Source organism: Haloarcula sp. MBLA0138, from assembly GCF_055632455.1.
The window spans coordinates 1,088,574-1,101,582 of sequence record NZ_CM145746.1 but is presented as its reverse complement, the minus strand read 5'-3'; the positions used below and the strand labels follow the sequence as shown (position 1 = coordinate 1,101,582).

Genomic DNA, 13,009 nt, shown 5'->3' with positions numbered 1-13,009 from the left:
CTCAAGAGCCCGTTCGCCACCGACCGACTCGCTCGACCAACGGTGCGAGTTCGTCGGCAAGCGCCCGGCGTTTCAGAAGCGCGAAGCCGACGACGATGACGCCGAACCCGACGACGTCCAGCGGCGCGAGCACCTCGTCGAGGTAGAGCCAGCCCGTCAGCGCGGCGGCGGCGGGCGCGGCGTAGGAGACGAAGTTTATCTCGATGGGACCGAGTCGGTCCAGCAGGTCGAAGTAGACCAGAAAGCCAAGCGCGCTGGCGACGACGACGAGGTAGCCCAGCGCGAGGACGGCGTCGCTTGTCCACCGGACGGCGCGGACCGACTCGCCGAGGGCGAGGCTAGCGCCGTGTAACAGCACCGCGCCCAGCACCATCGACCACGCCTCCATCGTCTCGATGGGGAGGTCGGCCTCGACCCGCCGCGTGAGGACGCTCCCGAGGGCAAAGGAGAGGGCGGCGAGGAAGACCAGCGCCATCGAGACCGTCCGGGGGTCCAGTAGGTTCCCGGGTTCCGGCCGGCTCAGGACGACCACGCCGACGAAGCCGACGAGCAAGCCGAGCGCGCCAAGCGGCGTCAGCCGTTCCTCGGGGAGGAAGAGTCTGGCGAACCCGGTCGTGAGCACCGGCATGAGGCTCACGACGATGGCCGCGAGCGCGCTGGTGGTCCCCTGCTCGCCGACGAACAGGAAGGCGTGGTAGGCGGCTATCATGAAGACGCCGCCGACGGCGACGAGCGTCCACTCGTCCCGGGAGTGCGGTCGCCACCGCTCGGTCGCGTAGCCGGCGTAGGCGAGCATAAGCACGCCGGCGAAGTCGTACCGGAGTGCGGCGAACAGGACCGGCGGGAAGAACGCCAAGCCGGCCTTGATGGCCGTGAAGGCGCTCCCCCAGACGGCGGCGAGGAAGACGAACAGGAGCGGGTTCCGGAGGCGCATGGTGGGCGGCGGAGGCGGGGTTACCGGTCGTAGGTCTCGGCTAGCGCGTCCAGCGCCTCGTGGTGTTCCGTGCTGTGCGGGGCCGTCAGCGGCGAGACGCTGACCTTCCCGTCGACGACGGCGCGGCGGTCGGTGCCTTCGGGGTCGGGGATGTCGCCCTCGGCCATGTCCTCCCAGATGCGGTCGTGCAGCGTCACGGCGTCGCCGTCGCGCACGGCGTCCATCTTGTAGAGCCGGGACGGCCGGGTCACCGCGATGGGGGCCGGTCCCCACTCGGCGACGGGCGCGTTGACGTTGAGGTAGTCACACTGATCGAAGACACCGGCGTCGATGGCATGGTCGGCGAGATACGCCGAGGCCGCGACGGCCTCGCCGTAGCTGTCGCCGTTGGCCTCAATGTCGGCGAAGGCGGTGTCCTCCCGGACGGGGATGTACATCGAGACCGCCATCGCGGGCACGTCGAAGAAGGTCGCCTCGACGGCGGCGCTGACGGTCCCGGACCGGCCGAGGACGTACGCGCCGAGGTTCGCGCCCCGGTTGCAGCCGGCGACCACGAGGTCCGTCTCGGGCACGAGCGACTCCAGTCCCGCGACGACGCAGTCCGCCGGCGTCCCGTCGACGGCGTAGCCGAGGTCGTGTTCCCTGACCGCGACCTCGTGGGAGATGGCCCGACCGACGGCGCTCTGGTCCTCGGCGGGCGCGACGACGGTCACGTCGGCGACCGCGTCAAGCCCGTCCCGCAGCGCGCGCAGGCCGGCGCTCTCGATGCCGTCGTCGTTCGTCAGCAGGAGTGACGGCTCCTCGTCCATACCCATCCTGTGGCCCTCCGGGAGAAAAGCCCACCGCTCGGGGCGGACGGGCCGGTCAGCGGGCCCGGTCGACCACGGTCTCGGCGTCGACAACGAGGTTGTACGCCGCCTCGTCGTCGTTCCAGAGGACGAGGACGTTCTGCAGCGAGAGGAGGTCGCCGTAGTCGGCGGCTAGCAGGTCCTCGTTCAGCGCCGAGGGCTCCGTGCGGACGGCGAAGTGGTCGACCGCTTGGCTCCCGTCGCCGACCAGAAAGAGCGGGTTGGCTTCCGCCGACTCGGAGAGATCGTGGCTGAGTTTGACCGCCAGCAGGTTCACCCGGTCGGTGACGTTGCCGTCGGCGTCGGCCATCGGCGCGTGGGTCCCGCGGTCGGGGGTCACGTCGATGGCGCGCCGGTCGTCGCGGCGCAACACGGCGTAGGCGTACTGCACGTCGACGTTGACGAACTCGCCGGTCCCGCCGGCGGCGTCGTCGAGGCGGCGCTGGACCTCGGGGGTGTCGAGGTCGGGCTTGCGGTCGAACGACCACGACTCGCTCTCGGGGCGCTGGTGGGGCCACAGCCGGACCGTCGGGGCGTAGACGGTCGCGGGGCCGTCGTCGGCGACCGCGCGCTCGACCGCGCGCAGTTCGGTCGCCGTGTTCCGGTCGGCCGGCGCGAGCGCGACCAGCGAGCCGTCCGGGGCGACGGCGTCGAGGTACCGCTCGACGACGGCCGCGGGGTCGTCGAGTTCGCTGAGGACGTTCCCGAACAGGACGAGGTCGTACGTGCCGTCGGGGGCGAAGGCCTCGGCGCGCTCGCGGTGGACCGTCCAGTCGACCGTCGGCCCGGTCGGTTCCAGCAGGTGTTCGAGGACGCCGGCGGCCGCGCTGGGCTCGACGGCGTGGTACTCCAGCAGGGCGTCGTCGGGCAGCAGGTCGACGAGGCCCAGCGCCGGCCCGCCGACGCCGGCCCCCACGTCCAGCACGCGGAGCCGCGAGGGGAGCAGGCCGTCGGCGGCCAGCCCTGCGAGGACGTACTGGGCGACGGCGTAGTAGTCCGCGAGGTGGTAAATGGCGTAGCCGTGGGCGCTCAGGTCGTCGTAGGCCACGTCCGAGCCCCGGAGGTACCGCTCCTTGATGTCGCGGATGCGCTCGCGGAGGCGGTCGCCGCTCTCGCCGTCGTACCACTCGGGCCCGTAGGTCTCGACGAGCAGGTCCCGGACGCGACGGTCGTGTTCGCGGGGGAGCGCCTCGACGCCGCGGAACCGGGCCGAGAGTGGCCCCTCCGGGGCGGGGACGAACGCGCCGTCCGCGTTTTCGACGAGGCCGAGGTCGACGGCCTCCTCGCGGAGCACCCGCCGGACGACCCCCGGGTGGGGTTGGCCCTCGACGTACTCGAATATCTCCTCGGGGTCGACCGGGCGGACGTTCCGGAGGTACTTCGCGTTCGAGCGGACCTGCTCGCGTGTCTCGTCGTTCATAGCTCCTCGTAGATGGCGGCGAAGGCCTCGCGGTCGGCGTCGGCCAGCCGGCGGGCGGCCACGGCCACGTCGTCGGCCCCGTCGAAGGCCGCTTGGATGTCGGCGTAGACGCGGGCGTCGCCGCCGGTGACCTGCTCGACCAACTCGAACAGCGCCGCCGAGACCGGGGTGTCGAAGCGCTCGGGCACGTCGTCGGCGGCCGCCGCGAACGCGAGGACGGCGGCGTGGGCCGCCGCCTGCACCGTCTCCATCGCCGCGTCGTGTTCGGCGGCCGTCGTCTCGAACACGTCGTTGCCCGCAGCCGAGAGCGCCTCCCGGACCGCGGCGACGGCCTCGGCGTCGGCGTCGGTGATAGCGGCGACGTTGCCCGGCGCGTTGTCGGGGGCGAAAAGCGGATGGAGGCTGAGCCGTCCGCGGTCGGGTGCGGCCTCGCGCATCGCGGCCAGCGGGCCGGCCATGCTCCCGGTCACGTCGACCAGCGCCCCGTCGGCCAGCGGGGCGGAGGACTCGACGGCGGCCGCGGCGACGGGCATCGGCACGGCCACGCAGACGAGGGCGAACCGCTCGTCGGTGTCGGTCGGGACGGCCCGCCCGCCGACGGCGGCCGCGGCGTCCTCGGCGGCGGTCCGGTCGGTGTCGGCGAACGCGAGCGTGGCGTCCGCGTGCTCGCGGAGGGTCTGCCCGAACCACCGACCCATCGCGCCGGCACCGACGACGAGGACGTTCATCGCCCCACCGTAGCCGGTCACCTTTCAAAAGCGGTTCGGTCACTCCGGACCGGCGGCGACCGGGCGCGCACCGGCGATGCTACAGTCGACGAATCGAGCGTAGACAGCCGTCGAAGCCGACCGCCTGACGCGGTTGACCCCTCCTAAACGCTTATCCGTCGGCCACGTGAGGGCAGACGTATGAAACGCGTTCGATTCCGCGACACGGCGGGCAACGTCCGCGGCGGCCGCTGGACCGTCGAGGACGGCGACCCCGTCGTCACCGCGGCCGCTGGCCCGTACGGCCGCATCGCCTTCGGCGACGAGACGTACGCGCCCGAGGAGGTGGACATCCTCCCGCCCTGCGAGCCGACGAAAATCGTCTGTATCGGGCGCAACTACGCCGACCACGCCGACGAGATGGGGTCAGACCTCCCCGACCGGCCGATGCTGTTCCTCAAGGGACCGAACGCCGTCGCCTCCCACGGTAAAACCCTCACGCTCCCGGCGGGCAAAGAGCGCATCGACTTCGAGGCCGAACTCGGCGTCGTTATCGGCGAGCAGTGCAAGAACGTCTCCGAGTCGGGCGCGGAGGACGTCATCGCCGGCTACACCTGCGTCAACGACATCTCGAACCGCGACGACCAGAACAAGGAGCAAAACTGGGTCCGCGGGAAGGCCTTCGACAACGCCTGTCCTATCGGCCCGCTGGTGGCGACCCCAGAACACCTCCCCGACGACGCCACCGTCGAGAGCCGCGTCAACGGCGAGGTCAAACAGTCCTCGACCATCGAGAACCTCATCTTCCCCGTCGAGGAACTCGTCGCGGAGATAACGGAGTACATGACGCTCGAACCCGGCGACGTCATCGCCACCGGGACCCCGGAGGGCGTCGGCCCGCTGTCGGACGGCGACACCGTCGAAATCGAGGTCGAGGGCGTCGGGACGCTCCGGCACTCAGTCAACATCCCCTGAGTTCGGGACCGCAACGAAGCCGCTTCTCTCGGGACCGCGCCGACAGAGACCGTCTGCGGAAAGCGCACCGGTGACCCCGCCTCGACCCGTCCGGCGGTCACGCCCGCCGAGGCGTCACTCCTGCCGACCGCCGTCCTCGAGGGCGACGGTCTCTCGGGGGTCGCCGGTCCCCGCGCCGGCCCCGGAGCCGACGTCGAACGTCCCCAGCAGCGACCGCAACCGGTCAGCCTGCTCGCTGAGTCGTGCCACGCTGTCGCTGACCTGTGACATCGAGGCGGCCTGCTCCTCGGCGGCGGCCGACGCCGTCTCCGTCTCGGACGCGGTGGCACGGCTGATGTCGGCCACTTCTTCGACCATCGAGACCGCCTCCTCCGTACTGGCTGCCTGCTCGTCGGTCGCGTCGCGTATCTCCTCGACGCCGTTGTCGGTCGCGGCCGCGTTCTCGGCGACCTCGGCGAACGCGTCGACGACCTCCTCGGTGGCGTCGACGCTGTCGGCCACGTTCCGCTCGGCGGTCCGCGCCTTCTCGACGGTCTCCCGAGTCTGGGCCTGCGTCCGCTCGATGAGCTGTTCGATCTCGGCGGCCGACTCGCGGGTCTCGGTGGCCAGTCCCTTCACCTCGTCGGCGACGACGGCGAACCCGTCGCCGCTGCCCCCGTCGCCGGCGCGGGCGGCCTCGATGTTGGCGTTGAGCGCCAGCATGTTCGTCTGCTCGGCGATGTCGCCGATGAGTTCGATTATCTCGCCGATTTCGGCCATCCGGTCGTCGAGCGTCTCCACGTTCTCGACGGTCGCGTCGATGGCCGCTTGGGCGTCCCGAGCGTCCGCAATGGCCTCCCGCGCCGTCCGCTCGCCGTCGTCGGTTATCTCGCTCGTCTCGCGGGCGGTCTCGGCGACCGTCGTCGCGGAGGCGGCCACCTCCTCGACGGTCGCCGACAGGTCGCTCATCTCGCCGGACACCCGTTCGAGCATCTCGCGCTGTTCGGTGGCGTCGCTGGCGATTTCTTGGATGGAGCGGCTCACCTCCTCGCTCGCCTCCCGCGCCTCGTCGGCCCCGGTGTCGGCCTCCTCGCTGGTCGTGGTGACGGTGTCGACGGACGACTGTATCTCCCGCATCGTCCCCGACATCTCGTCGAGCATCTGGTTGAACGACTCCCCGACCTGCGTCATGGCGTCGCTCTCGCTCTCGGGGTCCAACCGGACCGTGAGGTCGCCCGCGGCGGCTCGTTCCATGGTGGCGCTGTAGGCGTCGGCCTTCGTCTCGAGGTGGTCGACGAACTCCTCGACCTCGGCCTGTCGGGCCTCGGCCTCGGCTTTCAGCTCCTCGGCTTCGGCCCGCTCGGCCTCGATCTCCTCGCGACGCTGTTCGAGGTCGTCTATCTCGTCGGTCTTCTCCCGCACCTCGGCGAGTTTCTGTTCGGTCTCCTCACGGGACCGCTCCGTGGAGTACCAGTTCGTCATCAGCGCGAGGGCGAGCGCAAACACGAAGAGGCCGTGGATGAGGCCCCACGCCCACGGGTTGTTTATCGCCGGGGCGTGGTTGTAGACGCGCTCCGGGTTTATCATCCCGAAGCCGCCGTGGGTCAGCACCACGTAGCCGATACCGAGCGCGAACGGCGCCCAGTCCTCGTAGATGGCGACGACGGCCATGCCGACGAAGAAGTGGAAGTGAGCCTCGATAAATCCGCCCGAGAAGTGGACCAACACGACCGAACACGACAGCAGCGCCGTCGACGCCAACGCCGTCCGGACGCGTCTGTCGAACCGTGGGACAGCGGAGAGGCCAGCTATGGCGACGACGATACCGAGTTCGAGGAGGACCGTCGAGAGCGGTATCGACGGGACCGTCGCGCCGGTAACGAGGGACTCGGTCCCATCGTACAGCCCGAGGGCCAAGAGCGCGGGGACGTGCGCGAGGACGACAGTGACGATGGCCCGGTGACGCGACCGCCACACCCCGTCGGGAATCGTGTCCCCGGCCGGGATGTACCGCGTGAGCTCCCGAATTCGTTCCTCTAACCCGTCCGCAACGCTGTCGTCCGACCCGCGACTGATGGCCTGTCCCATGTCCACGCCCTCGGGATAGGACTGGCAAAACGGTTTTGGCCGTATTATCAGCGATAGTAGCGTGAGAGCGGTGTTCGGGCGATTCGTTCGTCGTCCAATCGGGAGTGGGACCGAAACCAACCGACGCCCGATGGAGCGGGGGACCGGCGGGCGGCTTCAGTAGTACAGCCCGAGGATGGTCCCCGCGTCCAGCAGGAGGAGGACGGCGACGATCGCCGCGGCGAGCAGGAACGGCCGCGCCTCGCGGGCGGGTTCGCGGACCTTCTGCTGGTCGAACCCGTCGGAGAGTTTCGACGTGCCGACTTCGACCAGTCCGGCCAGCAGGAACCACAGGACGATCATAGCGACGACGAGATAGCCCCGCGTCGTCCCCAGCAGCGACCCAGCGGTGTACTTCGTCGCGGCGAGGTGGCCGCCGGTCAGGAACAGCAGGAGCGCGCTCGCCCGGGAGACGGTGGTGAGCTTCCCGGTTATCGCCGCCATGGGTGCGGCGTTGGCGGAGCCGTCGGTCGCCGTCGGGAGGACGGCGTAGGCGGTGAACAGGACACTACCCGACCAGAGGCCGGCGAACAACAGATGGATGCCGTAGACGACGGCGTCGACTGCACTCATACGCGGCCCTTGGACGGGAGTCCCTTCAACGTCTCGAAGACGGCAGGCCGGCGGCCCCCGAGCGGGTCGGGCGTCAGTTGTCGCCGAAGGCCTCGTCGAACGCCTCCACGTCGGCGGACATGTCGAGTTCCTGTACGTCCGCGTTCTCGGTCGTGATGGGGGCGTCCCGCTCCACGTCGCGGTCCAGTTGGTCGATGAGGTGGACGAACGACCCGGGGTCCGGGACGAGGAAGATGCGAAGCGAGAAGGCCACGTCCGTCTCTTTGATGTCGACCAGCGAGTCCAACACGATGGTCAGCGAGTCCCGGCGGACGTGGGACAGCGCCGCGTCGGCGACGCTCGCGCGCGGGGCCTGCTCGACGGTCGGGGTGCCCATGTCGATGGTCGCCTCCAGCGTGTTGGCGATGCCGTCGATGAATCCGGAAGTGAGGATGTTGCACATCTCCTGTAGCGCCGACTCCTGTAGCTGCGTGAACCCGTCGTCGACCTCGGTGCCGGTCATCAGTCCCGCTATCTCCGCGGCCGTCGCCGGCGAGAAGGTCATCAGAAAGACGCCGTACGGGGGTTCTGTCAGCCTGACGCGGGCGCTGTATATCTCGCCGGTCCCCATCTCGGTTGTGATATCGTCGGGCTGGACGAACGAGAGGCTCTTTATCTCGACGCTGGCCTCGACGCCGGCCAGCGACGCCAGCGAGTCCGCCACCTCCTCGGCACCGTCCTGAATGAGTTGCGTGATGAGCGTCAGCTTCCTGACGTCGATGAGAAGCGGCATCCCTTGAGAGGTTATGCCACGGGATATTATTCGTTGTGATGGGACGGAGTCGCGGGACGGGACTGTCGCGGCGGGACCGTTGCGGGCCCCAACGGACGGGCCGGTGCGGACAGGTGAGCACGCTTAAGCCGCCCCGTCCGCTTGGCACACGCATGGAACCACGGGACCTCTCCGCCCACACCGTCTACCGCGCCGGCCGCGGTATCGAGGAGGTCGCCCGGGAGCTCGGCCGCGACCCGGACGACATGGTGAAACTCGCCTCGAACGAGAACATGTTCGGCCCCAGTCCGGCGGCCGTCGAGGCGATTCGGGAGTCGGCCGAGCGGATGCACTCCTACCCCAAGGCGTCCCACGCCGACCTCGCCGAGGCCCTCGCAGAGATGTGGGACTGCACGCCCGAACAGGTGTGGCTGGGCAACGGCGGCGACGGCGCGCTCGACTGCCTCGCCCGGGCGATGCTCGACCCCGGCCAGCGCGTCCTCGTCCCGACGCCGGGCTTCGCCTACTACCCGATGAGCGCCCGCTACCACCACGGCGAGGTCGCCGAGTACACGCTCTCGAAGGCCGACGACTTCGCCCAGACCGCCGAGACAGTCCTGAAAGACTACGACGGGGAACGCATCGTCTACCTCACCAGTCCGCACAACCCCACCGGTGCGGAGTTCACCACCGACGCCGTCCGCGAAATCGCCGCCGAGACGGACCCGGAGACGCTGGTCGTCGTCGACGAGGCCTACGGCGAGTTCGCCGACTCGCCCAGCGCCCGCCCGCTGCTCGACGAGCGCGACGACGTGGCCGTCCTCCGGACGTTCTCGAAGGCCTACGGGCTGGCCGGCGTCCGACTGGGCTACGCGCTCGTCCCCGAGGACTGGGCCGACGCCTACGCCCGCATCAACACGCCGTTCTCGGCGAGCGAACTGGCCTGCCGGGCCGGACTGGCCGCGCTGGACGACGACGAACACGTCGAGCGCTCCGTCGAGACGGCCCGGTGGGCGCGCGAGTACATCGCCGACGAACTCGCCGCCGACACGTGGGACAGCGCCGGCAACTTCGTCCTCGCGGCGGTCGGCGACGCCGCGGCCGTCGCCGCCGCCGCACAGGAGGAGGGTGTCATCGTCCGGGACTGCTCGTCCTTCGGCCTCCCCGAGTGCATCCGCATCACCTGCGGCACCGAGGCCGACACGGAGCGGGCCGTCGCGGTGCTGAACGAGGTCATCGAGGTGGTCAGCGCGTGAGAGCCGCGGTCACCGGCACGCCGGGGACCGGGAAGACCACGGCCACGGACCTGCTGTCGACGGACCTCGACGTGGTCCACCTCAACCGCGTCATCGAGGACGAGGGGCTCTCGACGGGCGTCGACGAGGAGCGGGGCAGCCTCGTCGCGGACATGGACGCCCTCTCGGAGCGACTGGCCGACCGCGACGGCGTGCTCTTCGAGTCCCACCTCGCACACCACTTCGACGCCGACCGCGTGGTCGTCCTGCGCGCCCACCCCGAGACGGTCGTCGAGCGCCTGCGCGGCCGGGGCGACGGCGACGCCAAGGCCTACGAGAACGCCGAGTCCGAGGCGCTCGACGTGGTCCTGTCGGAAGCCGTCGCCGCCCACGGCGCGGACAGCGTCTACGAGATAGACACGACCGACCGGGACCCCGAGGCGGTGGCGGCCGAGATAGCCGCCGTGCTGGCGGGCGAGCGCGACCCAAGCGCCGGCACGGTCGACTACACGGACTGGCTATGACTCTCGACAAGTACCGCTCGGTGGCCGACCGCTTTCTCGACCCCTGCGTCACCGGGGCGAAAGCCGTCGGCCTCTCGCCCGACGGCGTCAGCGTCGTCGCCTTCCTGCTGGCGGTCGCCGCCGGCGGCGTCTACGGCGTCGCTCCGGGGACGCCGCTCCTCTATCTCGCCGGCGCGGTGCTGGTCTTCCTGAACGGCTGGCTCGACCTCGTCGACGGCGCGCTGGCCCGCGAACTGGACGTGGCCTCCGACGGCGGCGACCTGCTCGACCACGTGCTCGACCGCTACGCCGACATCGCCGTCATCGTCGGCCTCGCGGCTGGACTGGACCGCTGGGCGCTGGGCATCGCGGCGGTCACGGGCGTCCTGATGACCTCGTATCTGGGGACGCAGGCCCAAGCCGTCGGGTTGGACCGGGTCTACGGCGGCCTGCTCGGTCGGGCCGACCGATTGGCGCTGGTCGGCGTCGTCACCGGCGTCAGCGCCTTCGCCCGGCCGGCCCCGCTCGGCCTCGCGCCGGTCGGCTGGCTGCTCGTCGTCTTCGCACTCGTCGGCCACCTGACCGCGGCCCAGCGGTTCTACCACTCGATGCGCGCGCTGGACTGAGGCGGGCGCTCGCTCCCGCCGCGGTCGGGCCGTAACCGACGGCGTCGCGGTCGCCCGGGCCGCCCCGGTCGACGGTCACCACGCGGCCTCCAGCACGCCCTCGATGGCCGACGGCGTCGGGTCGAGCCCGGCCGGCGCGTTCGCCACGAACGAGTCGTCGAGGACGGCCCGCGCCACGTCGGCGAACTCCTCGGGGTTGGGGCCGTCCACGTCCCGGAGTCGGTTCGGTAGGCCGAGCGCGTCGGCAACCTCGCGCACGCGGTCGACGACAGCCGCCGCGGGGTCCGCGGCGTCGCCGACGCCCAGCGCCGCGGCCAGCATCGCGCGCCGGCCGTCGACCTCGTCGAACAGGTACGCCAGCGCGTGTGGCGCGACGACGGCGTGGGCCGCGCCCTGCTGGACGTCGTAGGTCCGGGTCAGCCCGTGGCCGAGGGCGTGAATCAGCGACAGCGTGGTCCCCTCGGGCCGGGAGATGCCGAACTGGGCGAGTACAACCCCCTGTGCGAGCCGTCGGTAGGTTGCCGTGTCGTCGGCCCCGTCGCCAAACGCCAGCAGTCCCTCGGCGAGGAGGTCGAGCCCGCGGCTCGCGGCGGCGTCAGTCACGGGCGTCCGGTTGCGCGCGTACAGCGTCTCGACGCCCTTGTCGAAGCCGTTCATCGCCGACGCGGCGAACACGTCCCGCGGCGTCGAGGCGAGCAGGCCGGCGTCGTAGTGGACCGCAGTCGGCATCAGCGTGCGCCCGCCGATGCCGCCGCTGACCGCCTCGGGGACCGGGCAGGTCGCCGGGTCGGCGGTGACGCCGGCCACCATCGAGAGGTCGGCACCGGCGAGCGTCGTCGGCACGGCGACGACCGGCGGGAGGCCCACCTCGGGGACCGCTATCGTGCCGGTCTCGGCGAACGCCTCGCCCACGGCCTCGGGAGCCGCGTCGGTCGCGGCCAGCGTCGCCACGACCTTTGCCACGTCGAGGCTGCTGCCGCCGCCGACGGCCACGATGGCGTCGGCGTCCAGTTCGCGGAACCGTTCGAGACCGTCGACGGCGGTACCGAGCCGCTTTTCGGGCGTCGTCTCCGCGAACACGCCGGCGAGGCGGTCGCCCAGTCCGTCGCGGACGGGGTCCATCACGGCCGGCGTCGTCCCGACCGTCGAGCCACAGACGACCACGGCGCTGTCGAGGCCGTGGGCCGCCAGTTCGTCGCCCAGCGCCGCCGCGGCGTCGGGCCCCTCGCGGAGGACCGGCACGTCGTAGTCGAACCGGAACGGGGCCGTCAGGTCCCCGTCGGAGCCGTCGGTCACGGCTCAGTCGCCGCCCCCGACGGACGGGTCGTCGAAGGGTGGGAGTCCCGATTCTATCTCGTCGCGCTCGTCCTCCAGCCACTCGGGTAAGACGAGCGACGAACCGAGTTCGCCGCGGTCCTCGTCGACCGTGAACCCCGGACCGGTCGTCGAGATCTCGAACAGGACACCGCCCGGTTCGCGGGCGTAGACGGCGCGGAAGTACTTCCGGTCGATGACCTCGGTCGGGTCGAGCCCGAGGTCGCGGTACGCCTCCCGGTAGGCCTCCAGTTCCGCGACGCTCTCGGCCGTGAACGCGACGTGGTGGACCGTCCCGACGCCCATCCGACCGCGCTCGCGGTCCGTCTCCACGAGGTCGACGACCGAGCCGGGACCGCCCGGGCCGCTCCGGTAGCGCCGCCGGCCGTCCTCGGTCGTCTCGTGTTCGTAGCCAAGCACCTCCGTCAGGACCGCCGCGGTCGGCCCGAACTCCGAGACGGCGAGCGTGACGCCGTGGAAGCCGCGCAGTTGACGCTCGGCGGGGACCGGGCTGTCGGCCCACGGCGTCGCCTCGGTCGGGTCGTCGCCGGCGACGAGTTCGAGGCCGATGCCGTCGGGGTCCTCGAACCGGAGGACGGTCTCGCCGAACCGCTCGGTCCGCTCCACGCCGATACCGCGGGTTTCCAGCCGGTCGACCCAGTAGTCGACCGCGTCGCGAGGGACGTTGTACGCCGTCGCGCGCGCCTGTCCCGCGCCGAACTCGCCGTCCCGCCCGTCCGCGCCCCACGGGAAGAAGGTGATGTTCGTCCCGGGCGACCCCTCGCCGTCGCCGAAGTAGAGGTGGTACGTCCCGGTGTCGTCGTGGTTGACGGTACGCTTGACCAGTCGGAGGCCGAGCGTGCCGACGTAGAAGTCGGCGTTTCGCTGCGGGTCGCCCACGATAGCCGTCACGTGGTGTAGTCCCGCGGTATCAGGTGCCATACGGGGCCGTACGGGGGCGACTCATGAAGGTGTTTGCTCGCCCCAGTGTCACCGGGCGACGCGGGCGACACCGCC

13 protein-coding genes are annotated in these 13,009 nt (G+C 71.0%); 4 read left to right on the top strand and 9 right to left on the bottom strand.

Annotated elements, in window-relative coordinates; genetic code table 11:
• Position 1: 1 nt before the first annotated feature.
• From ACV7JO_RS05755 to ACV7JO_RS05740, 4 genes are read right to left on the bottom strand one after another with little or no spacing between them, the layout of a single operon-like run.
• Complete coding sequence (locus ACV7JO_RS05755; RefSeq protein WP_470355385.1) at positions 2 to 934, bottom strand: DMT family transporter; 933 nt, start codon at positions 932 to 934, stop codon at positions 2 to 4.
• A 20-nt stretch (positions 935 to 954) separates the two neighbouring features.
• The gene (surE, locus tag ACV7JO_RS05750; RefSeq protein ID WP_470355384.1) at positions 955 to 1,743 is read right to left on the bottom strand and encodes a 5'/3'-nucleotidase SurE; all 789 of its coding nucleotides are present in this window, start codon (positions 1,741 to 1,743) and stop codon (positions 955 to 957) included.
• A gap of 55 nt (positions 1,744 to 1,798) precedes the next feature.
• Complete coding sequence (locus tag ACV7JO_RS05745; RefSeq protein ID WP_470355383.1) at positions 1,799 to 3,202, bottom strand: small ribosomal subunit Rsm22 family protein; 1,404 nt, start codon at positions 3,200 to 3,202, stop codon at positions 1,799 to 1,801.
• Positions 3,199 to 3,930 carry a prephenate dehydrogenase gene (locus ACV7JO_RS05740; RefSeq protein ID WP_470355382.1) on the bottom strand — a complete coding sequence of 244 codons (732 nt, stop codon included), beginning with the start codon at positions 3,928 to 3,930 and terminating at the stop codon, positions 3,199 to 3,201. Before ACV7JO_RS05740 ends, ACV7JO_RS05745 begins: the two co-directional genes overlap by 4 nt.
• A gap of 180 nt (positions 3,931 to 4,110) precedes the next feature.
• On the opposite strand from ACV7JO_RS05740, the gene ACV7JO_RS05735 reads away from it, so the two are divergent.
• Positions 4,111 to 4,884, top strand: coding sequence for a fumarylacetoacetate hydrolase family protein (locus ACV7JO_RS05735; protein ID WP_470355381.1), 774 nt, complete (start codon positions 4,111 to 4,113; stop codon positions 4,882 to 4,884).
• A gap of 114 nt (positions 4,885 to 4,998) precedes the next feature.
• On the opposite strand, the gene ACV7JO_RS05730 is transcribed toward ACV7JO_RS05735, so the two are convergent.
• From ACV7JO_RS05730 to ACV7JO_RS05720, 3 genes are all read right to left on the bottom strand, one after another.
• Complete coding sequence (locus ACV7JO_RS05730) at positions 4,999 to 6,951, bottom strand: methyl-accepting chemotaxis protein (protein ID WP_470355380.1); 1,953 nt, start codon at positions 6,949 to 6,951, stop codon at positions 4,999 to 5,001.
• Positions 6,952 to 7,107: 156 nt separating this feature from the next.
• A complete protein-coding gene (locus ACV7JO_RS05725) occupies positions 7,108 to 7,563 on the bottom strand; it encodes a transporter (protein WP_470355379.1) in 456 nt (151 codons plus the stop codon).
• A 73-nt stretch (positions 7,564 to 7,636) separates the two neighbouring features.
• Positions 7,637 to 8,335 (bottom strand): chemotaxis protein CheC, encoded by a 699-nt coding sequence (locus ACV7JO_RS05720; protein WP_470355378.1) that lies wholly within the window; start codon positions 8,333 to 8,335, stop codon positions 7,637 to 7,639.
• A gap of 152 nt (positions 8,336 to 8,487) precedes the next feature.
• On the opposite strand from ACV7JO_RS05720, the gene hisC reads away from it, so the two are divergent.
• The 3 genes from hisC to ACV7JO_RS05705 are packed head-to-tail and all read left to right on the top strand — an operon-like array spanning position 8,488 to position 10,678.
• Complete coding sequence (gene hisC, locus ACV7JO_RS05715; RefSeq protein WP_470355377.1) at positions 8,488 to 9,570, top strand: histidinol-phosphate transaminase; 1,083 nt, start codon at positions 8,488 to 8,490, stop codon at positions 9,568 to 9,570.
• Positions 9,567 to 10,073 carry an adenylate kinase family protein gene (locus ACV7JO_RS05710; RefSeq protein WP_470355376.1) on the top strand — a complete coding sequence of 169 codons (507 nt, stop codon included), beginning with the start codon at positions 9,567 to 9,569 and terminating at the stop codon, positions 10,071 to 10,073. The genes hisC and ACV7JO_RS05710 overlap by 4 nt, the downstream gene beginning before the upstream one ends.
• The gene (locus tag ACV7JO_RS05705; protein ID WP_470355375.1) at positions 10,070 to 10,678 is read left to right on the top strand and encodes a CDP-alcohol phosphatidyltransferase family protein; all 609 of its coding nucleotides are present in this window, start codon (positions 10,070 to 10,072) and stop codon (positions 10,676 to 10,678) included. The genes ACV7JO_RS05710 and ACV7JO_RS05705 overlap by 4 nt, the downstream gene beginning before the upstream one ends.
• Before the next feature lie 75 nt (positions 10,679 to 10,753).
• On the opposite strand, the gene ACV7JO_RS05700 is transcribed toward ACV7JO_RS05705, so the two are convergent.
• Positions 10,754 to 11,974, bottom strand: coding sequence for an iron-containing alcohol dehydrogenase family protein (locus ACV7JO_RS05700; protein ID WP_470355374.1), 1,221 nt, complete (start codon positions 11,972 to 11,974; stop codon positions 10,754 to 10,756).
• Between the two features lie 3 nt (positions 11,975 to 11,977).
• Positions 11,978 to 12,934, bottom strand: a complete 957-nt coding sequence (locus tag ACV7JO_RS05695; protein ID WP_470355373.1) for a ring-cleaving dioxygenase — start codon at positions 12,932 to 12,934, stop codon at positions 11,978 to 11,980.
• Positions 12,935 to 13,009: the final 75 nt, after the last annotated feature.